The sequence below is a fragment of the Massilia hydrophila genome, from assembly GCF_020208145.1.
Classification (GTDB): Bacteria; Pseudomonadota; Gammaproteobacteria; order Burkholderiales; family Burkholderiaceae_D; genus Telluria; species Telluria hydrophila.
The window spans coordinates 26,412-47,082 of the sequence record NZ_JAHYBX010000004.1 but is presented as its reverse complement, the minus strand read 5'-3'; the positions used below and the strand labels follow the sequence as shown (position 1 = coordinate 47,082).

Here is a 20,671-nt window from a genome sequence, read left to right as displayed (position 1 = left end):
TCTGCTATTAAAACATGCCCGAGCGGCCTTACGACAGGTCGTACAGGCCGGGCAGGCCCAGGATGCGCTCGAGCTCCTCGAGCGCGGTCGTGCATTCCAGCGCCAGCTGCGGATCGGCCAGGTCCTTCGGCTCGATCCGGTCGCGATAGTGCTTTTCCACCCAGCCGGACAGCTGCGCGTGCAGGGCTTCGGTCATGATCACGTTGCCGTGCATGGCGGCCGCTTCTTCCTCGGTCAGCACCACGCGCAGGCGCAGGCAGGCCGGGCCGCCGCCATTGCGCATGCTCTGGCGCAGGTCGAATTCCAGCAGCTCGTTGATCGGCCCGCCGGCGGCGACCATCCCGGCCAGGTAGCGCGCCACCGCGTCGTTCTCGCGGCATTCGTGCGGCACCACCAGGGCCATGCGGCCGTCCGGCTTGCTGAGCAGCTGGCTGTTGAACAGGTAGCTGGCCACGGCATCGGCCACCGGCACCTGGCCGCCGGCCACGCGCACCGGCAGCAGCTCGCTGCCGACGCTGTCCAGGGCGGCGCGCAAGGCGTCGAGCGTGCCCGCCTCGTCGGCGAACGCCTGCTCGTGGTAGAACAGCACGTTGCCGTTGCCGACCGCGATCACGTCGTTGTGGAACACGCCCTGGTCGATCACGTCCGGGTTCTGCGAGGCGAACACGGTGCGCGCCGGGTCCAGGCCGTGCAGGCGGGCCACGGCCTGCGAGGCTTCCAGTGTCTGGCGCGCCGGGTACTTGCGCGGGAACGGTACCGACGGGTCGAACTCGGCGCGGCCATACACGAAGAATTCGACGCCGGCGGCGCCATGCGCGGCGGCGAAACGGGTGTGGTTGGCGGCACCCTCGTCGCCGAAGGCGGGCACCGGCGGCAGCGCGTCGTGCACCACGAAGCGGCTGCTGTCGCCGAACACGGCGCGCAGGGTGCGCGTAGCCTGCACGTATTCTTCCGAGCGGTGCAGCTTGTTGTTCAGGTTGGCCGGCGTGAAGTGCACGCGGCCGTCCTGGGTGTCGCTCGACGGGCTGACGGTGGCGGCGTTGGCGGTCCACATCGGCGCCGCCGAATAGGCGCAGGCCAGGATCACCGGCGCTTCGCGCATCGCCTTGGCCAGCACGTCGGCGTCGGTGCCGGAAAAACCGATCCGGCGCAGCAGGCGCAGGTTGGGGCGCGCCTGCGGCGGCATCACGGCCTGGGCGAAACCGCGCGCGGACAGGGCCCGCATCTTGGCCAGGCCCTGCAACGCGGCCTGGCGCGGGTTCGAGGCGCTGCGCACATTGCTGAACGAGGCGACGTTGCCGAACGAGAGGCCGGCGTAGTTGTGGGACGGGCCGACCAGGCCGTCGAAGTTGTATTCGCGTGCAGTGCGCATGATCTAGAAGCTCAGTCCCGGCGACAGCTTGGCCGGCAGTTCGAGTTCGGCCGTCTCGATCGAGGCGACCGGGTAGGCGCAGTAGTCCGCCGCGTAGTAGGCGCTCGGGCGATGGTTGCCCGACTTGCCGACGCCGCCGAACGGGGCCGAGCTGGCCGCGCCGGTGGTCGGGCGGTTCCAGTTGACGATGCCGGCGCGCGCGCGCACCGAGAAGCGCTTCCACAATGCCTCGGAGGGCGACAGCAGCGCCGCGGCCAGGCCGTATTCGGTGGCGTTGGCCACGCGCAGGGCCGCATCGAAATCCGGTACGCGGATCACCTGCAGCAGCGGGCCGAACCACTCTTCGTCCGGGATGCCTTGCGCGTCGGTGGTGTCGACGATGCCGGCGGTGACGAAACCGGCGTTCGGGTCAAGCTGGCGCATCTGCAACAGCACCTTGCCGCCCTTGGCGGCCATGTCGGCCTGGGCCTGCACCAGGCGCGCGGCCACGGCACTCGACACCACCGGGCCCATGAAGGGCTGCGGCTCCGCCGTCGAAGGGCCGGGCTGCAGGGTCGAGGCGATCTCGACCAGACGGTCAAGGAAAGCCTGGGCCTGCGGCGTGTCCTGGATGACCAGGCGGCGCGCGCAGGTGCAGCGCTGGCCGGCCGAGATGAAGGCCGACATCACGGTGTGGTGCACGGCGGCGTCGATCGCCTTCGGGTCGTGCGGGATGTCCCACACCACCAGCGGGTTGTTGCCGCCCATTTCCAGCGCCAGCATCTTGCCGGTCTGGCCGCCGAACTGGCGGTGCAGGGCCATCCCGGTCTGGCTGCTGCCGGTGAACAGGATGCCGTCGATATCCGGCTGCTGGCCGAGTGCGACGCCGGTGTCGCGGCCGCCGTTGACCAGGTTCAGCACGCCTTTCGGCAGGCCGGCCGCTTCCCACAGCTGCACGGTCTTGACCGCGGTGCGCGGCGCGTATTCGCTCGGCTTGAACACCACGGTGTTACCGGCGATCAGGGCCGGCACGATATGGCCGTTCGGCAGGTGGCCGGGGAAGTTGTAGGGGCCGTACACGGCGAACACGCCGTGCGGGCGGTGGCGCAGCACGGCGGTGCCGTCGGCCACCTTCGCCTCGGTCGCGCCGGTGCGCGCGCCATAGGACTGCAGCGAGATGTCGATCTTGCTGGCCATGGTGGCCACCTCGGTGCGCGCTTCCCACAGGGGCTTGCCGACTTCCTCGGCAATGATGCCGGCCAGCTCCTCGGCATGTTCCTTGAGCAGGTCGCGGAAACGCGTGCAGACGGCGGCGCGTTCGTCCAGCGGCGCCAGTGCCCAGGCTTCGAAGGCGGCGCGTGCCGCATGCGCCGCGCGCATCACGTCTTCCGGCGTGGACGCATTGCTGGTCCAGGTCTGGCGTCCGGTGGAGGGGTCGATGGTGGCCAGTTCGGGGCCGCTGCCGGCGAGCCACTCGCCGCCGATGTAGTTCGAGAGATTAGGCATTCGCGTTCTTCCTTGTGTTGAGGGGCAGCGTGCGGACCTCGTCGCCGGCCTGCACGCGCAGCTGCGACAGTTCCTGGGCCGTCAGCGCGATGCGGCCGGCGCCGGGCACGCCGCGGGTCAGGATCATGCGGAAATCGGTGAGCCTGGTGTTCGACACCAGCAGGTGTTCGGTCTCGTCTTCCTGCGCGCCGCCGGCGGTGCCCTCCTCGGCCGTCGCCAGCACGCTGTCGCGCACCGCGCGCAGCTCGGACACGCGGCCCTGCAGCACGGGGCCGGCGTCGAAGATGTCGACGTAGCCCTCGTAGTGCATGCCTTCCCTTTCCAGCAGCTTGCGCGCCGGCTGGGTCGAGGTATGGACCTTGCCGATCACTTCGCGCGCCGAGGCAGGCAGGTAGTCCACGTACAGCGGCTGGCGCGGCATCAGCTCGGCGATGAAGGATTTCTTCCCGAGCGCGGTGAGGCCGTCGACGTGGTCGAAGTCCATCTTGAAGAAGTGGCGTCCCAGGCCTTCGTAGAAGGGCGAGGTGCCATCCTCGGCCTGGAAACCGCGCATCTCGGCGATGATCTTCTCGGTGAACAGGTGCTGGAACTGGGCGATGAACAGGAAGCGGCTTTTTGATAACCACTTGCCGTTGAAGCCGGCGCGGTACTGCGGCAGCAGGAACAGCGAGCACAGTTCGGACGAGCCGGTGAGGTCGTTCGACAGGTACAGGGTCTCCATGCGCGTGAACACGTTCAGTTCGCGGCTGCAGTGCACTAGGGTGCCGATTCGGTAGTTGTAGAAGGGTTCGGTCAGGCCGACCGCGCCCTTGATCGCGCACACGCCGGCGATGCTGCCATCCTCGGTGTGCTCGAGCACGAACATGTAGTCGCGCTTCTCGGGCGGGATGCTCTCGCTGAACGAGGCCACCGCGGTCTCGACGCGGTCGCCCAGCATCTTGCGGTCGGGCTTCAGCGTGGTCATGCCGCTGCCGGCCTGGCGCGCCATGTCGATCAGGGCGTCCAGGTCGGTGGTTTTCACTGCACGGATTACGAGCATCGGTTCCTCTCTCAGATGCGCACGCAGGTGACGCTGTCGCCCGGGCTCACGCCCAGCGCCTGCTGGGCCTCGCGCGGCAGGCGGATGGCCTGCGCCGCTTCGACCGGCGGGCAGCTGGCGATCACGGCGCGGAAATTCTGTTCGGTGGTGGCGACCGCATAGGCAACCGGTGCTTCCGCGGCCGGCGCGCTGGCGGCGTTTTCCACCTGGCGCAGCTGCGAGGCGCAGAACGAACGCAGCGCCTTGCGGTGCGCCTGCAGGATCGGGCCGCCGTCAAAAATGTCGATGTATTCGTCGGCCTCGAAGCCTTCTCCGGTCAGCAGCTGGAAAGCCAGCTGGCCGCTCGGGTGGATCTGGCCCAGCGCGGCCTGGGCGTCACCCGGCAACAGCGGCACGTAGACCGGATAGTGCGGCATCAGTTCGACGATCAGGGTGCGGTTACGGGCGCCGTCGATGACGCGCTCGGCATCCAGGAAGTCCATCTTGAAGAACTTGCGGCCCAGCGCGTTCCAGAACGGCGATTGTCCGTCGCTGTCGGTGACGCCGGCCAGCGGCACGAAGAAGCGGTCGCCGAAGCGCTGCGGCGCCAGCACCGCGTACAGCAGGCGCGCGCGCGACAGCAGGGCCGCTTCCGGGCCGGCGCTGTCGCGGTTGCGGATGTAGAAGCCAGACAGGTGCGAACAGGCGGTGAGCTCGGAGCACAAGGTGAGCGCGTGCACGCTGTGGCTGATGTTCAGGTCGCGCGAGACCTGCTGGATCACGTCGTTGCGAAACGCGAAATAGGTGCCGTTCGAGCCGGCCGAGGCATGGATCGACGAGGTGCCGACCACCTCGCGCGTGCGCAGGTCTTCCAGCACGAACTGGTACGACTCCTCGCTCGGGATGTCGACGTGGGCGGCGAACGAGGCGATCGACCGCTCGACCGCCGCGACGATCGCTTCGCGCGTGCGCGGCAGCGTGTGCACGCCGGGAATCGTCACCGCGCCCAGCGCCTCGAGGGCGCCGATATCCGCGCGTTCAACCGGACGAACTACATACATGCGAACTCCCTTTCAACTCAAACGGCAAGGCCGGCCCTGCCCGGAAGGGGCGGACCGGCCGGATGCGGGCGCTGGATCAGCCGGCGATGAAGGCCTCGACGGCCTCGCGCATGATGCGGTCGGCTTCGAGGATCTGCTCGTCCGACACCACCAGCGCCGGGGCCAGGCGCACCACGTCCGGGCCCGCGATCAGCAGCATCAGACCGAGCTTTTCGCAGGTTTTGGTGTAGTCCTTGGCGCGACCCCTGAAATCGCCGGTCACCGGCAGGCCGATCAGGAGGCCCAGGCCGCGCGGCTTGCCGAACACGTGCGGATAGTCGCTGGCGAGCTGTTCCAGGTTGGCGAAAACCTTGGCGCTCGCTTCCTTCACGCGCGCCAGGAAGGACGGCTGGTTGATGGTCTCGACCACCTTCAGGGCGACAGTGGCCGCCAGCGGGTTGCCGCCGTAGGTGGTGCCGTGCGAGCCGACGCCGAAGTGCTGGGCGATCTCGCCGGTGGTGAGCATGGCGCCGATCGGGTAGCCGTTGCCCAGGGCCTTGGCCGAGGTCAGGATGTCCGGGGTGACGCCGGTATCCATGTAGGCGTAGAAGGCGCCGGTGCGGCCCACGCCCGACTGCACTTCGTCGAACACCAGCAGCGCGCCGGTCTGGTCGCACAGTTCGCGCAGGGCCTGCAGGTAGGCATGGTCGCCCGGGATCACGCCACCCTCGCCCTGGATCGGCTCGACGATCACGGCGGCGACGTCGTCGGTAATCGCGGCGCGCGCGGCTTCGATGTCGTTATACGGGATGTGGTTGATTTCCTGCGGCAGCGGCTCGAAGCCTTCGGTGTACTTCGGCTGGCCACCCACCGACACGGTGAACAGGGTGCGGCCGTGGAAGGACGACAGGCAGGACACGATGCGCGACTTGTGCGCGCCGAACTTGGTGTGCGCGTACTTGCGCGCCAGCTTCAGCGCCGCTTCATTGGCTTCGGCGCCCGAGTTGCAGAAGAAGGCGCGGTCGGCGAAGGTGGCTTCGACCAGGCTGGAAGCCAGGCGCAGCACCGGCTCGTTGGTGTAGCCGTTGCCCAGGTGCCAGAGGGTGTTGATCTGCTGGGTCAGCGCATCGACCAGGGCCGGGTTGCAGTGACCCAGGCTGGAGACGGCGATGCCGGAGGTGAAGTCGAGGTAGCGCTTGCCTTCCTGGTCCCACACTTCCAGGCCCTTGGCGCGCACCGGCACCATGGCGGCCGGGGCGTAGGTCGGGACCAGGACTTCGTCGAAGGTCTGCCGAGTGACAGGCCGCGTGGTGACACCCGAATCAAGCTTTGCGTTCATGGCTTCTTCCTCATCGATAAGCGCTTCGTTAACCGTTCATGCGCGGACCAGGGGCCGCGCAGCTCGGGCCATTATAGGAACGCATCCCCACAAGTTCTTGCAGAACTGCGACAGGGATTTTCGTTTTTAGTCGAAGAAAGATTGAGGGAATGGCAAGGCGGGGCGTGACCGCTACTGGGCCAGCCTGCGCTGGCGCTCTTCGCGCGGCGTGTTCCCGAACAGGGCGCCGAAGGCCGTGGAGAAATGCGAGCCGGACGAGAAGCCGCACATCAGTCCCACCTGCACGATCGAGTAATTCGTCTCGAGCAGCAGCTTGCGCGCGCGCTGCAGGCGCAGTTCGAGGTAGTAGCGCGAGGGCAGGCTGCCCAGGTACTGCTTGAACAGGCGCTCCAGCTGGCGCCGCGAGATGCCGGCCAGGCCCGCGATCTCGTCGGTGGAGAGCGGCTCCTCGATGTTCGCTTCCATCAGGGCCACGGCCTCGGTCAGCTTCGGCTGCAGGGCGCCGAAGCGGGCCTGCAGGGCCACCCGCTGGCGCTCGTCCTTGCCGCGCACCCGGTCGACGCACAGGGTTTCCTTCACCGAGGCCTGGACCGCCGCGCCGAACAGCAGCTCGACCAGGGTCAGGGCGAAGTCGATGCTGGCCGCGCCGCCGCAGCAGGTGAGGCGGTTGCGGTCGAATTCGTAGAGGTTGGGGGTGAACAGGGCCTGCTCGGCCAGGGCATTGGTGTCCGGGTACAGGGCCCAGGGCAGCGCGGTGCGCACGCCGTGCAGGGCGCCGGCATCGGCCAGCCACAGGACGCCGGCGCCGACCCCGCCCCAATAGGGCGCGGCGCGGCAGCGCTCGACCAGGGCGCGGCAGTTGGCCGGTCTCAGGGCCGCCTCGGCCTCGTCGGCCACCAGCAGCACCAGGTGCCAGTGGCGCTGTGAATCGGCTGCAAACTTGTCGGGACTGCGCACGTCCACGTGCAGCAGGTCGGGACCGAGCAGCTTGGCCGCCAGGCGCAGCGGCTGGACCAGGCCAGACCAGGTCAGCATGTCCGGCTCGCCCGCGTTCACCAGGAGCACGCGCAGCGGCCGTTCCTGTGCCAGGAGGGACAGGTCAGCAGGCTGCATCGGACGGGATCGGCGGTGTCATTCGGGGAGCGGGCATGGCGGCCCGGCGCTAGGCATCGGCCGTAATGATACCGGACTTGCGCGCGGCCTGAAGGATCGCGGCCAGCAGCGGCGGCCAGCTATAATCCTGCCCCATGGGAGAACGATATCTAAAGAGCGTCCGGCTGCTGGCCGAGTGCATGCAGGGCTTCGAGCGTTTTTCCGGCGAGTCGGTACGCCAGCACGGGCTGACCCACGCGCAGTTCGATATCATTGCCACGCTGGGCAATACGGCCGGCATGAGCTACAAGGAACTGGGCGAACGTACCCTGATCACCAAGGGTACCCTGACCGGCGTGATCGAGCGCCTGGAACAGAAAGGCCTGGTGCTGCGCGAACGCAGCAGCGACGACAAGCGTTCGTTCTTCGTGCGCCTGACGCCCGCCGGCGAACGGGTCTTCGGCGAGGTCTTTCCGCAAGTGGTCGCGCACGGCAGGCGCCTGTTCGCGCACTATGGCGACGCGGATTTCGACGCTCTGGAAGCCACGCTGCGCCAACTGCGCGACCAGATCGCCGCCGGCAGCCTCCCAACCCCTCCAACCCAAGCAAAGGAACAGCCTTGAAAACCTCCCTCATCGAAGGCAAGAAGCCCGCCCATTTCGATAAACACATCACCGGCAACATCCTGCTGGATGTCGCGCCGCTGGACGAAGTACGCCAGGAAGCCATGCTGATCGGCGTGCGCAACGAAGCCGGCGAGATCTACCGCCTCATCGGCGCCACCAAGCTGAACAGCTTCATGAACGCGAGCGAGGAACTGCTCGACCTCGGCCTGGTGGACGAGCTGCAGGATACCGAGGAACAGAAGGAAGGCTGCGACGCCATCTTCGGCGAGCCCTGAGTGCATTGGCAGGAAAATAATTCCATACGGCAATTTTTTTCCTATGCATCCGGGTGATGGGGGTATAATTTTCCGATGGACCGACTCTCCGCCCTCAAGAGCATCGCTGCCGAGGCCAGCCGTGGCGAGCTCAGCTTTCCGACGAATGTCGACGCGACGCTGAAGCTGCAGCGCGCGCTGAACGAACCCGACTGCCACACCGATACCGCCGCCCGCCTGGTGCAGGCCGAGCCCCTGCTCGCCGCGCGGACCGTGGCGATCGCCAACTCGGTGGCCTACAACCGCACCGGGCACGACGTGACGAATGTGCGTGCGGCGGTGCAACGGGTCGGTTTCCGTACCCTGGGGGCGCTGGCCGCCTCGGTCATCGTGCGCCAGCTGGCGGGCAAGATCAGCCATCCCTACCTGCGCGCCCGCGCCGACGCGCTGTGGATCCACTCGGCCCACGTGGCGGCGCTGGCCCAGGTGATCGCGCGCCGCGTGTCCTTCGTCGATCCGGAGACGGCGCTGTTCGCCGGCATCGTTCACGAGGTGGGCGGCTTCTACCTGCTGTCACGCGCTGGTGATTTTCCCGGCCTGATGACCGAAGAGGGTGATGAAGGCGCCGATGACTGGATCGAGCATGGCGAAGTCGCCATCGGCCGCGGCGTGCTGCTCAAGCTCGGGGTGCCGGTGCCCGTGATGGGCGCCATCGAGGCACTGTGGAACGGCATGCGCGCGCTGCCGCCGGAAACCCTGGGCGACACCTTGCTGCTGGCCAATGACCTGGCCCCCTTCCCTTCTCCCTTGCATACGCGCCCGGGCGCCACCACGCTCGATTCGGCCGCCACCATCGACTTCACGACCGGGGAAGGCACGCTGGCCCAGGTGCTGGCGGAATCGGCCGACGAGGTCAAGAGCCTGACCGCCGCCCTGCTCTGATTTTTTACCGTCCGGTAAAAAAATGCCCGCTCGAGGGAGCGGGCAAAAGTCCAAAACTAGGGATGTCCTGAAAGAGACGCTTCCACTATATTGCGCGCACCAGCCCGCTTCCGTGCGCTGACTCACATTCCCGGCGTACAGGCAAAAAAAACCCGCTCCGGGGAGCGGGTGAAGTCCAAAACTAGGGATGTCCTGAAAGAGACGGTTTCACTATAGGGCTTCCGGTGGCGGTGCTCGGTGCGCTGCCTCACTTAGTACCGCCACCGCTTCGTTGTTGCGGCCGGCACGCATTGGAATAGGCAATCTCGTAGGCTTGGTCGAAGCACTGCGCCAGCCCTTCGACCACGTCGATATTCGGCGGCCAGCGGACCTTGCCGGACTTCCCGTCCCCCATCCGGATCTCCATGTAGCCATCCTGGACGGGGCCTTGCGGCGGGAGAGCGGCCAGTGCTGCATGGGCTTGTTCGAACGCCCGCCTGTCACGGCGCAGGAAAGCCACGCTGGCATCGACGTAAGGGTTCCAGCCAAACAGGTCCTCTTCGGCCGGTTCCTTCGCGCGCTCCATCAGCACGATGGCCTGTTCCGGCTGTCCTGCGGAAGCACGCAGCTGCGCTTCATGCCAGAATAGCAGGCTGGCGTGCTTGCCATGTGCCTGCCGATAGTCACGCAGCAGGTCGGCGGCCGCCAGACTGCAGCCCGGCCTGGCAGCGAGCGCGCGCCAGCCTCCTTGATGGTCCTGGTCGAAGCGTTCCTGGTCGAGGCCGAGCAGCGTGGGGCGATCGTATGCGCACGCCGCGCTTGCAGTGGCCTGGGGCGGCGCGGCCGTACTGCACGCAGCGAGGAGCACAGGCAGGGACAGCAAAATGGCGATTCGATAAGTCATGCGCTGGTTTGAGAAAGAAGGCGCATCAGCTTATCAAGAATGGATCAGCAAAAAGGCGCGCATTGTTTCACTGGGCGTCTTGATGTCGGCGTGAACTACCTGGCGTATCGCATCCTGCTACCAGCGCAAGATGGCATTGGCAAGGCGAGCGCTTCGGTGGAAGCTCCAGCTTTCCCGTCTTCAAGGACCGCTTACGCCATGCCGCCATCACGCCGCCGTTTCCTCGCCCAGGCCCTGGCCGGGGCAGGCCTCCTGAGCCTGTCACCGCTGCCCGCGCTTGCCGCTTCCACCCTGGTATCCAACGTCAGCGGGCTGTACCCTGTGGAAGTCGCCCGCATCCTCGCTCCCACGTCAACCCGGCAGGTGGTGCAGGCCGTGCGCGACTGGCCGGGCAGGATCGCAGTCGGCGGCGCGCGCTACAGCATGGGCGGGCAGACCGCCATCCGCGGCGGACTGCACCTGGACATGCGCGGCATGAACCGGTTGATCTGGCTCGATCCTGCGAAAAAACGGGCCAGGGTGCAGGCGGGCATGCGCTGGCGCGACCTGCAGGATGCGCTCGACCCGCTCGGGCTGGCCGTACATACGATGCAAAGCTTCGCCAACTTCACGGTCGGCGGCGCGGTATCGGTGAATGCGCACGGCCGCTACCTCGGCAACGGCCCGGTGGTCAACTCGGTGCGCGCCCTGCAGCTGGTACTGGCGGATGGGTCGGTGGTGGAAGCCACCCGCAGCCAGCATGCCGAGCTGTTTCGCGCCGCCGCGGGCGGCTATGGCGCGATCGGCGTGATCACCGAGGTCGAGCTGGAACTGGCGTCCAACACCCGCATCGAGCGCAGCGTCGAGGAAATGACGCTGGACGCCTATCCAGGCCACTTCGCGCGCCTGTCACAAGGGGGCGACTGCATCTTCCACAATGCCGACCTGCTGCCGCCGCACTTCGACACACCGGTGTCCGTGTCCTGGCGGACCAGCCGCAAGCCGCTGACCGAGCCTGCACGCCTGGTACCGAAGGGTCAGTCGTATGCCCTGGAGCAGAATGCGCTGTTCGCGATGACCGAGCTGCCGCATGGCGAACTGCTGCGCAGCGAGCTGATCCATCCGCTGCTGCTGGCGCGCCCGGCGGTCAAATGGCGCAACCACGAAGCCAGCCTCGACGCCGCGGCGCTGGAACCGCGCACGCGCCGCTGGTCGACCTATGTGCTACAAGAGTATTTCATTCCCGTGCGCCACTTCGCCGACTATGCGCGCGCCATGGCGCAGGTAATCCGCAGCCATCGCGCGCAGGTGCTGAACGTTTCGGTGCGCCATTCGCCGGCCGACCGGCTGTCCCTGCTGCCCTGGGCCAAGGAGGAGGTATTTTCCTTTGTCGTGTACTACAAGCAGCGCACCCATGCGGCGGCCCAGCGCGCGGCCGGCGACTGGACCCGCGCGATGATCGATACCGCACTGCCCTTTGGCGGACGCTATTACCTGCCCTACCAGCTCCATGCCACGCGCGCCCAGTTCGAGCAGGCTTATCCCGAAGTAGCGGCGCTGCGCAGCCTCAAGCGCCGAGTGGATCCCGCAGGACGCTTTGCCAACGCCTTGTGGGCGGCCTACCTGTGAGGCGGACCCAGGCAAAAAAAACCCGCTTCGGATGGAAGCGGGTGAAGTCCAAAACTAGGGATGTCCTGAAAGAGACGGTTCCACTATAGGGTTCGTTCAAGTACGGCTCTGTGCGCCAACTCACACAAATGCCGAAACTATCAAATTAGCCTGATTTGCGCATGAAAAATGCCGCCGCGGCCGAGGCCGGGGCGGCATTGCAGGAATGGAACAGCTTAGACGACGGCGCCGTCGGTCTCGTCCTTTTCTTTCACTGGCTTGATCAGGTCTTCACGCTTCACACCCAGCCACATGGCCAGCGCCGCGGCCACGAACACCGACGAATAGATGCCGAAGCAGATGCCGATGGTCAGCGCCATGGCGAAGTAATGCAGGGCATGGCCGCCGAACAGCAGCATCGACAGCACCATGATCTGGGTCGAGCCGTGGGTGATGATGGTACGCGAAATGGTGGAGGTGATCGCGTGGTCGATCACTTCCGGCACCGTCATCTTGCGTTGCTTGCGGAACATTTCGCGAATACGGTCGAAGATGACGACCGATTCGTTGACCGAATAGCCCAGCACCGCCAGGATCGCCGCCAGCACCGTCAGCGAGAATTCCCACTCGAAGAAGGCAAAGAAGCCGAGGATGATGACCACGTCGTGCAGGTTGGCAATGATCGCCGAGACGGCGAACTTCCACTCGAAGCGCACCGACAGGTAGATGATCACGCCGATCACCACCATGATCAGGGCGTTCAGGCCGTTCTGCGCCAGTTCGTCGCCGACCGCGGGGCCGACGAATTCGACGCGCTGCAGGCTGACCAGTTCCTTGTTGTCCGCGGTAACGCAAGCGGTACGGCTGACCGTTTCGCCTTTGTCGGTGGTGACCTGGGCGACCGTCGGCTTGCCCTGCTCCGACGCGCAGACCGCGTTGAACACGCGGCTCGAGGTGCCGGCCTGGTCCTGGCCTTCGACGATCGGCAGGCGCAGCAGGACGCTCTGGGCGGTGCCGAAGCCGGTCACCTCCGGTGCCTCGTAGCCGATGCCGCGCAGCGTGTTGCGGATCTTTTCCTGGTCCGCGGCATGCGGATAGTGCAGTTCCATCACCGTGCCGCCGGTGAACTCCACCGACCAGTTCAGGCCCTTGGTTACCAGGAAGAACACGGCGGCCACGAAGGTCAGCACCGAGATCACATTGAGGATCACGGCGTGGCGCATGAACGGGATGTCCCGTTTGATCTTGAAAAATTCCATGATTTAGTCCTGCGCTCCCTGAGTCGCGTTTTGATTGCTAGGCGTGAAGCCTTCCTTCCAGACCGTGCCGATCGAGATGCTCGTCAGTTTCTTCTTGCGGCCATACCAGAGGTTGATCAGGCCACGCGACAGGAACACGGCCGAGAACATCGAGGTCAGGATGCCCAGGCAGTGCACCACGGCGAAGCCGCGCACCGGACCGGAACCGAAGATCAGCAGCGCCAGGCCGACGATCAGGGCGGTGACGTTGGAGTCGAAAATCGTGTCCCAGGCGTGCTTGTAGCCGGCATTGATCGCCACCTGCGGCGTGGCGCCCGAGCGCAATTCCTCGCGGATGCGTTCATTGACCAGCACGTTGGAGTCGATCGCCATGCCGAGGGTCAGCGCGATCGCGGCGATACCCGGCAAGGTCAGTGTCACCTGCAGCATCGACAGCAGGGCCAGCAGGAACAGTACGTTGGCCGCCAGCGCGATCGCGCTGACCGCGCCCACCAGGTGGTAATAGACGATCATGAACACGGCGATCGCCACGAAGCCCCACAGGGTCGAATGCAGGCCGCGCTCGATGTTCTCGGCGCCCAGCTGCGGGCCGATCACGCGTTCCTCGATGAACTCCATCGGGGCCGACAGCGCGCCCGAGCGCAGCAGCAGCGCCAGTTCGTTGGCATCCTCGATGCTGCCGATGCCGGTGATCTGGAAGGTCGAACCGAGTTCCTGGTTGATGGTCGGCGCGGTCGGCACCGAGTACACGCCTTTTTCCTTGAGCAGGACCGCCAGGCGCTTGCCGACGTTTTCACGGGTGGCCATGCGCATGCGGCGGCCGCCGTCGCCGTTCAGGTCGATCGAGACGGCCGGCTGCTGGTTGGAGTCGAAGCTGGCGACGGCGCTCGAGATGTAGTCGCCGGTCAGGATGATGTCCTTCGACACCACGACCGGGGCGCCGCGGCCTTCGGTGAACAGTTCCGAGTTCAGCGGGATGGCGGCGCTCAGCTCGGTGCCCGGCGTCACGGTCGAGTCGACCATGCGCAGTTCCAGGGTGGCGGTGCGGCCGATGATATCCTTGGCGCGCGCCACGTCCTGCACGCCCGGCAGCTGGACGATGATGCGGTCGGCGCCCTGCTGCTGGATCAACGGCTCGGTGGTGCCCAGTTCGTTGATGCGCTTGGACAGGGTGGCGATGTTCTGCTTCACGCCCTCTTCCACGGTGCGGCGCACCGCTTCCGGCTTGAGGCTGACGACCAGTTTCAGCTCGGTGCCGTCGGCGGCATCGGCGAACAGCAGGTCCTGCGACTGCTTGCCCAGCGTGGAGCGGGCGCTGGCGCGGGTGGCGTCGTCGCGGAAGCGCACCTCGATGGTGTTGCCGACGCGCTCGATGCCGGCGTGGCGCACATTCGCATCGCGCAGCTGGCTGCGCACGCTCGCCTGCAGGCCCTTGACCTTGGACTCGAGCACGGCCTTGCTGTCGATCTGCAGCAGGAAGTGCACGCCGCCGCGCAGGTCCAGGCCCAGGTTCATCGGCTTGGCGCCGATCGATTCCATCCAGGCCGGGGTATTCTTCGCCAGGTTGACGGTGACGATGTAGTCGGGGTTGTTGTGGTCGCGGTTCAGGTCGCGCTCGAGCGCGAGCTTGGCCTTGAACTGGGCATCGGTGTTGGCGAAGCGCGCACGTACCGCGGTGCTGTTGCCGCTGCCTTCCAGGGCGATGGCCGTAGCCGGAACACCGTTGCGCTTGAGGGCATCTTCGACCAGGCCAACGGTGGCGCTGGTGATATTGACCGTGGTCTTACCGGTGGTGATCTGCAGCGCCGGCGATTCGCCGAAGTAGTTCGGCGCCGTGAACAGCGCACCCAGCAGGAGCGCGACGGCGATCAATAGATATTTCCAGACGGGATAGCGATTCATAGTGTTCCAGCATTGAATGTTGGGCACGCGGCGGCACCCGGCCGCCGCATTGTGCTACTGGGATTACAGGCCCTTCAGGGTGCCTTTCGGCAGCAGCGTGGTCACGGCGTTCTTCTGGACCACGAGTTCGGTGCCGGCCGAGACTTCGATCGTCACATAGGTGTCGGCCACCTTCACCACGCGGCCGAGGATGCCGCCGGCGGTCGCCACTTCGTCGCCCTTGGCCAACGCATCCATCATCGCCTTCAGTTCGCGCTGGCGCTTCTGCTGAGGACGGATCATGAGGAAGTACATGACCACGAACATCAGGATCAGCGGCAGGAACGTGGTCAGGCTACCCATCAGGCCAGGATCGGCTGCGGTCGTGGTTTGCGCGTACGCGTTGGAAATGAACACAAGAACTCCGATTGTGAGGATTAAAAAATAAGCGGTGTATTCTAGCACCGGGCATGGGGCCAGGGACAATGTGGAGGTATGTAGGCTTGCAATTCCCAATTGCAAGATGTTGCAGGAAATTTAATGCGTCGGGATACGCTTGCCTTGCAATCGCCAAGGCAGGCATTGCTAGCACCGCCGGGTGGCTGCACGCGTGGGCAGGGGACCTGCCCACCTTACGCAATGCGCAATTCAGCCGGCGGCACTGGTAGTAAGTGCCAGCTTACACGCCGCGCGAGCGGTCCGCACGGAACTGGATGCGGAACTCGTTGAACTTGTCGGCATCGATCGCGTCGCGCATTTCCTGCATGATCTTCAGGTAGAAATGCAGGTTGTGGATCGTGTTCAGGCGCGCGCCCAGAATCTCGTTCGAACGGTGCAGGTGGTGCAGGTAGGCGCGCGAAAAATTCCTGCAGCAGTAGCAGTCACAGCTCTCGTCGAGCGGCGCCATGTCGTCCTTGTAGCGCGCGTTCTTGATCTTGACGTCGCCGAAGCGCGTGAACAGCCAGCCATTGCGTGCGTTCCGGGTCGGCATCACGCAGTCGAACATGTCGACGCCGTTGGCCACGCCCTCGACCAGGTCTTCCGGGGTGCCCACGCCCATCAGGTAGTGCGGCTTGTTCTCCGGAAGGCGCGGGCCGACGTGGGCCAGGATGCGCTGCATGTCTTCCTTCGGTTCGCCCACCGACAGGCCGCCGATGGCCAGGCCCGGGAAGTCGACGTCTTCCAGTCCGCTAAGGGATTCGTCGCGCAGGTGCTCGTACATGCCGCCCTGGACAATGCCGAACAGCGCATTCGGGTTCTCGCCGCGCTTGAACTCGTTCATCGAGCGCTGGGCCCAGCGCAGCGACATGCGCATCGATTTGGCCGCTTCTTCGGCCGTCGCGGGTCTCCCGTCTATTTCGTACGGGGTGCATTCGTCGAACTGCATCACGATGTCCGAGTTCAGCGAGCGCTGGATCTGCATCGACACCTCCGGCGACAGGAACTGGCGCGAGCCATCGATCGGCGAGGCGAATTTCACGCCCTCTTCCGTGATCTTGCGCATCGCGCCCAGCGAAAACACCTGGAAGCCGCCCGAGTCGGTGAGGATCGGACCATCCCAGCCCATGAAGCCGTGCAGGCCGCCGAACTTGTCGAGCACCGCCGTGCCCGGGCGCAGCCACAGGTGGAAGGTGTTGCCGAGGATGATCTGCGAGCCTACTTCCTTCAGCTCGACCGGGTCCATCGCCTTGACCGAGCCATAGGTCCCGACCGGCATGAAGATCGGGGTTTCGATGGTGCCGTGGTTGAGCTTGAGGCGGCCGCGGCGCGCATGCGACAGGCCGCTGGTATCTTTTTTGAGTAAGGTAAATTCGAGCATGTTCTTTGTCGTGCGTATTTATCGTGACCTTGTGGTCAGCAGCATGGCGTCGCCATAGCTGAAGAAGCGGTATTCGTTGGCGATCGCGTGCTGGTAGGCCTTGCGGATCTCGTGGTAGCCGGCGAAGGCCGACACCAGCATCATCAGGGTCGACTTCGGCAGGTGGAAGTTGGTGATCAGGCGCGTCACCGTCTTGAAGCTGTAGCCGGGCGTGATGAACAGCGCCGTGTCGTCGCTGCCAGCGACAAGTTCACCCGACTGCGACGCCGATTCGAGCGCGCGCAGCGAGGTGGTGCCGACCGCGATCACGTCGCGCCCGGCCGCCTTCGCGGCGCGCACGGCATCGACCGTCTCCTGCGGAATGGTGTACCACTCCGAGTGCATCTTGTGCGCCGACAGGTCTTCCACGCGCACCGGCTGGAAGGTGCCGGCGCCCACGTGCAGGGTGACATAGGCGAGCTTGACCCCTTTTTCCGCCAGGCGGTCCAGCAGTGGCTGGTCGAAGTGCAGGCCGGCGGTCGGTGCGGCCACCGCCCCGGGCTCCTTCGAATACACGGTCTGGTAGCGCTGCTCGTCGAACTCGTCGGCATTGTGCTCGATGTAGGGCGGCAGCGGCAGGCGGCCGTGGGCTTCGATCAGTGCGAAGATGTCGCCCCCCGCGTCGATCTGCAGGATGAAGAACTCGCCGGCGCGTTCGCCGACGGTGACCTCGAAGGCATCGGCCAGGCGGATGCGGTTGCCCGGCTTGGGCGACTTCGATGCGCGCACCTGCGCCAGCACCGTGCGCTTGTCCAGCACCCGCTCGACCAGCACTTCGACCTGGCCGCCGGTTTCCTTGGTACCGAAGAAGCGCGCCTTGAGCACGCGCGTGTTGTTCATCACCAGCAGGTCGCCCGGCTGGAGCTGGTCGGCGATGTCCGCAAAGTGGCGGTCCGTGATCTGGTCGCCATCGAGCTGCAGGAGACGCGAGGCGCTGCGCTCAAGCAGCGGCAGCTGCGCGATCCGCTCTGGCGGCAGCTCGAAATCGAAATCGGAAAGCGAGTACATTGTTGTCAATTCTGGAAAAATGGATGCTGGCAGCCTTACAATAGAAGAAACCCTGAGGCTGCAATGCGTGCGGCGAACCCTCTATTTTACGCCAGCATCTGCCTGAATGCCGCAATATGCCCGCTCCAAAGACCCCATCCGCTCCCAAAACGACAGAATCCAGGCTCGCCCGGCTCGGCCTGCGCACCGACATGGACCTGGTGCTGCACCTGCCGATGCGCTACGAGGACGAGACCAAGGTAGTGACGATCCGCGAGGCCTGCCTGCGCGGCCTGCAGACCTGGCAGGTCGAGGGCGTGGTGCTCAGGAACGAGATCACCTACAAGCCGCGGCGCCAGCTCCTGGTGCAGATCGCGGACGAGACCGGCGAGCTGCAGCTGCGCTTCATGAACTTCTACGGCAGCCAGGTCAAGCAGCTGGGGGAAGGCGTGCGGGTACGCGCCCGGGGTGAACTGAAACACGGCTTCCTCGGAGCCGAGATGGTCCACCCAACCTACAAGGTGATCAACGAGGGCGCGCCCTTGCCGACCTCGCTCACGCCCGTGTACCCGGCCGGCGAAGGCCTGTCGCAGACGGTCATGCGGCGCGCGATCGCGGACGCCATGAAGCGGGTCGACTGGCGCGACACCCTGCCCAACGCCTTTCTCTCGCGCCTGCAGCTGTGGGACTTCGAGCCGGCGGTGCGCCTGCTGCACTACCCGCCGGCCGACGTCGACGAATACGCGCTCACCGAGCGCAGCCACCCGGCCTGGACCCGCATGAAGTTCGACGAGCTGCTGGCGCAGCAGCTGTCCCTGAAACGGGCCCAGCGCGCGCGGCGCGAAAAAGGCGCGCCGCAGCTGCGCGCGGTAGGCGAACTGTCCGCCGCCTTCCTGGCCGCCCTGCCCTTCGAGCTCACCGGCGCGCAGCAGCGCGTGGTGAAGGAGATCGGCGCCGACCTGCGCGAGGGCTACCCGATGCAGCGCCTGCTGCAGGGCGACGTCGGCAGCGGCAAGACCGTGGTGTCGGCGCTGGCCGCGGCCCAGGCCATCGACAGCGGCTACCAGGCGGCGCTGATGGCGCCCACCGAGATCCTGGCCGAGCAGCACTTTCGCAAGATCGCGGCCTGGATGGAGCCGCTCGGCGTGAAGGTCGCCTGGCTCACCGGCAGCCTGAAAAAGAAGGAAAAGGAAGCGGCCAAGGAACTGATCGAATCGGGCGAGGCGAAGCTGGTGATCGGCACCCACGCCCTGATCCAGGAGACGGTGCAGTTCGCGCGCCTGGGCCTGGTGATCGTCGACGAGCAGCACCGCTTCGGCGTCGGCCAGCGCCTCACCTTGCGCAACAAGGGCAGCGACGGCCTGGTGCCGCACCAGCTCATGATGTCGGCCACGCCGATCCCGCGCACCTTGGCCATGACCTATTACGCCGACCTGGAGGTGTCGGTGATCGACGAGCTGCCACCGGGCCGCAGCCCGATCGTGACGCGCGCGATCGACCAGAACCGGCGCATTGAGGTGATCGAGCGCGTGCATGCGGCCGCGCAGGAAGGCCGCCAGGTGTACTGGGTCTGCCCGCTGATCGAGGAATCCGAGGTGCTGCAGCTGCAGACCGCCACCGAGACCTACGAGACCCTGGCCGAAGCCCTGCCGGACTTGCAGGTTGGTCTGGTGCACGGGCGCCTGAAGCCGGCCGAGAAGCAGGTGATCATGGACGCCTTCATCGAAGGCAGGATCCACGTGCTGGTGGCGACCACCGTGATCGAGGTCGGGGTCGACGTGCCGAACGCCTCCCTGATGGTGATCGAGCATGCGGAGCGCTTCGGCCTGTCGCAGCTGCACCAGCTGCGTGGCCGCGTGGGGCGCGGCTCGGCGGCCAGCGTGTGCCTGCTGCTCTATCAGAGCCCGCTGGGCCAGGTGGCCAAGCAGCGCCTGATGACGATGCGCGAGACGACGGACGGTTTCGAGATCGCGCGGCGCGACCTGGAAATCCGCGGCCCTGGCGAATTCCTGGGCGCGCGCCAGTCGGGCGAGGCGATGCTGCGCTTCGCCGACCTGGAAACCGACCAGTGGATCGTGGACAAGGCGCGCGAGGTGGCGCAGTACCTGCTGGACAACAGCGAGCGCCCCGACTACATGGCGATCGTCGATGCCCACCTGACACGCTGGCTGGGCGGGCGCGAGGAATTCCTCAAGGTCTGAAGGCTGTCCAGCGCAAGGCGTGACAACCCGATAGACATGGCGCCACCAAAGCGCGCTATCGTGGCGGATCGCCCCTACCTCGCCACCGCCATGCCCATCTTCGGACTCGGACTCCACCTGATCGTCGCCATCTTCTTCGCCGTCCATGCCGTGCGCACGGGCCGGCCGATGTTCTGGCTGCTGATCCTGTTTGCCTTTCCCCTGCTCGGCAGCATCGTGTATTTCGCCGCGGTGTTCCTGCCGAACTCGCGCCTCGAGCGCCAGGCCAGGGTGGCGGGCCACGCGCTGCAGAAAACGCTCGACCCGGGCCGCGCCGTGCGCGAATCGCGCGCCGCCTTCGACCTGACGCCGACCGCGCACAACCAGATGCGCCTGGCTGCCGCCCTGCTGGAAAACGGCCAGGCGGCCGAAGCGGTGGCGCAATACGATGCCTGCCTGCAGGGGCCGTTCGCAGGCGACGCCGAAGTCATCCTGGGCGCGGCGCAGGCAAGGCTGGCCAACGGCCAGGCGCAAGCGGCGATCGGCCTGCTGGCGCCACTGCAGGCCCGGCAGCCGGGCTTCCGGCCGGACGATGTTGGACTGGTGCTCGGCCGCGCCCATGCGGCGGCCGGACAGCAGGTCGAAGCGGGTGCGCAGTTGATGGCCGTGGCGCAGCGCTCGGGCAGCATCGAGGCGCGGGTGGAACTCGCGCTGTGGGCGCTGGCTCAGGGCGAAGAGACGGTGGCGCAGCGCGAACTGCAGGAGATTGCGCATGCGCGCCGCCATATGGCGAAGCACACGCTCGCATTGCATCACGAGCTGTTCAGGCGGCTGGATGCGGCCATTTCAAAGCACTAGCGCTATCGAC

Annotated in this window: 18 protein-coding genes; 6 read left to right on the top strand and 12 right to left on the bottom strand. The window is 66.2% G+C overall.

Annotated elements, in window-relative coordinates:
• Positions 1 to 28 precede the first annotated feature (28 nt).
• The 6 genes from astB to LE190_RS12140 form a co-directional block, all read right to left on the bottom strand.
• A complete protein-coding gene (gene astB, locus LE190_RS12165; RefSeq protein WP_225238951.1) occupies positions 29 to 1,372 on the bottom strand; it encodes an N-succinylarginine dihydrolase in 1,344 nt (447 codons plus the stop codon).
• 3 nt (positions 1,373 to 1,375) lie between these two features.
• Positions 1,376 to 2,857: a succinylglutamate-semialdehyde dehydrogenase gene (gene astD, locus LE190_RS12160; RefSeq protein WP_225238950.1), complete on the bottom strand. Its 1,482-nt coding sequence runs from the start codon at positions 2,855 to 2,857 to the stop codon at positions 1,376 to 1,378.
• Positions 2,850 to 3,896 carry an arginine N-succinyltransferase gene (gene astA / locus LE190_RS12155; protein ID WP_225238949.1) on the bottom strand — a complete coding sequence of 349 codons (1,047 nt, stop codon included), beginning with the start codon at positions 3,894 to 3,896 and terminating at the stop codon, positions 2,850 to 2,852. Before astA ends, astD begins: the two co-directional genes overlap by 8 nt.
• Positions 3,897 to 3,907: 11 nt before the next feature.
• Positions 3,908 to 4,936, bottom strand: a complete 1,029-nt coding sequence (locus LE190_RS12150; protein ID WP_225238948.1) for an arginine N-succinyltransferase — start codon at positions 4,934 to 4,936, stop codon at positions 3,908 to 3,910.
• Positions 4,937 to 5,012: 76 nt separating this feature from the next.
• Positions 5,013 to 6,254, bottom strand: a complete 1,242-nt coding sequence (gene astC, locus LE190_RS12145) for an acetylornithine/succinylornithine family transaminase (protein ID WP_225238947.1) — start codon at positions 6,252 to 6,254, stop codon at positions 5,013 to 5,015.
• Positions 6,255 to 6,425: 171 nt separating this feature from the next.
• On the bottom strand, positions 6,426 to 7,367 hold the full coding sequence (locus LE190_RS12140; protein WP_225238946.1) for a GlxA family transcriptional regulator: 942 nt from the start codon (positions 7,365 to 7,367) through the stop codon (positions 6,426 to 6,428).
• A gap of 134 nt (positions 7,368 to 7,501) precedes the next feature.
• Between LE190_RS12140 and LE190_RS12135 the strand changes: the two genes are divergently transcribed.
• From LE190_RS12135 to LE190_RS12125, 3 genes are all read left to right on the top strand, one after another.
• Positions 7,502 to 7,969: a MarR family winged helix-turn-helix transcriptional regulator gene (locus LE190_RS12135; RefSeq protein ID WP_225238945.1), complete on the top strand. Its 468-nt coding sequence runs from the start codon at positions 7,502 to 7,504 to the stop codon at positions 7,967 to 7,969.
• The gene (locus tag LE190_RS12130; RefSeq protein WP_225238944.1) at positions 7,966 to 8,247 is read left to right on the top strand and encodes a hypothetical protein; all 282 of its coding nucleotides are present in this window, start codon (positions 7,966 to 7,968) and stop codon (positions 8,245 to 8,247) included. The genes LE190_RS12135 and LE190_RS12130 overlap by 4 nt, the downstream gene beginning before the upstream one ends.
• A gap of 75 nt (positions 8,248 to 8,322) precedes the next feature.
• Complete coding sequence (locus tag LE190_RS12125; protein WP_225238943.1) at positions 8,323 to 9,168, top strand: HDOD domain-containing protein; 846 nt, start codon at positions 8,323 to 8,325, stop codon at positions 9,166 to 9,168.
• A gap of 247 nt (positions 9,169 to 9,415) precedes the next feature.
• Here the strand turns inward: LE190_RS12125 and LE190_RS12120 are convergent, their stop codons facing one another.
• Positions 9,416 to 10,051: a hypothetical protein gene (locus tag LE190_RS12120; RefSeq protein ID WP_225238942.1), complete on the bottom strand. Its 636-nt coding sequence runs from the start codon at positions 10,049 to 10,051 to the stop codon at positions 9,416 to 9,418.
• A 198-nt stretch (positions 10,052 to 10,249) separates the two neighbouring features.
• On the opposite strand from LE190_RS12120, the gene LE190_RS12115 reads away from it, so the two are divergent.
• A complete protein-coding gene (locus LE190_RS12115) occupies positions 10,250 to 11,659 on the top strand; it encodes an FAD-binding oxidoreductase (RefSeq protein WP_225238941.1) in 1,410 nt (469 codons plus the stop codon).
• Positions 11,660 to 11,874: 215 nt separating this feature from the next.
• Here the strand turns inward: LE190_RS12115 and secF are convergent, their stop codons facing one another.
• The 5 genes from secF to queA form a co-directional block, all read right to left on the bottom strand.
• Complete coding sequence (gene secF / locus LE190_RS12110) at positions 11,875 to 12,897, bottom strand: protein translocase subunit SecF (protein ID WP_225238940.1); 1,023 nt, start codon at positions 12,895 to 12,897, stop codon at positions 11,875 to 11,877.
• Positions 12,898 to 12,900: 3 nt separating this feature from the next.
• A complete protein-coding gene (gene secD / locus LE190_RS12105; protein WP_225238939.1) occupies positions 12,901 to 14,799 on the bottom strand; it encodes a protein translocase subunit SecD in 1,899 nt (632 codons plus the stop codon).
• Positions 14,800 to 14,862: 63 nt separating this feature from the next.
• A complete protein-coding gene (gene yajC / locus LE190_RS12100) occupies positions 14,863 to 15,195 on the bottom strand; it encodes a preprotein translocase subunit YajC (RefSeq protein WP_225238938.1) in 333 nt (110 codons plus the stop codon).
• A 262-nt stretch (positions 15,196 to 15,457) separates the two neighbouring features.
• The gene (tgt, locus tag LE190_RS12095) at positions 15,458 to 16,597 is read right to left on the bottom strand and encodes a tRNA guanosine(34) transglycosylase Tgt (protein ID WP_225238937.1); all 1,140 of its coding nucleotides are present in this window, start codon (positions 16,595 to 16,597) and stop codon (positions 15,458 to 15,460) included.
• Positions 16,598 to 16,615: 18 nt separating this feature from the next.
• A complete protein-coding gene (gene queA, locus LE190_RS12090; RefSeq protein ID WP_225238936.1) occupies positions 16,616 to 17,644 on the bottom strand; it encodes a tRNA preQ1(34) S-adenosylmethionine ribosyltransferase-isomerase QueA in 1,029 nt (342 codons plus the stop codon).
• Positions 17,645 to 17,760: 116 nt separating this feature from the next.
• Here queA and recG point away from each other — a divergent pair, with 116 nt between their 5' ends.
• Together recG and LE190_RS12080 are read left to right on the top strand one after the other, a co-directional pair.
• Positions 17,761 to 19,824, top strand: a complete 2,064-nt coding sequence (gene recG, locus LE190_RS12085; RefSeq protein ID WP_225238935.1) for an ATP-dependent DNA helicase RecG — start codon at positions 17,761 to 17,763, stop codon at positions 19,822 to 19,824.
• Positions 19,825 to 19,860: 36 nt separating this feature from the next.
• A complete protein-coding gene (locus LE190_RS12080) occupies positions 19,861 to 20,661 on the top strand; it encodes a hypothetical protein (protein ID WP_225238934.1) in 801 nt (266 codons plus the stop codon).
• Positions 20,662 to 20,671: the final 10 nt, after the last annotated feature.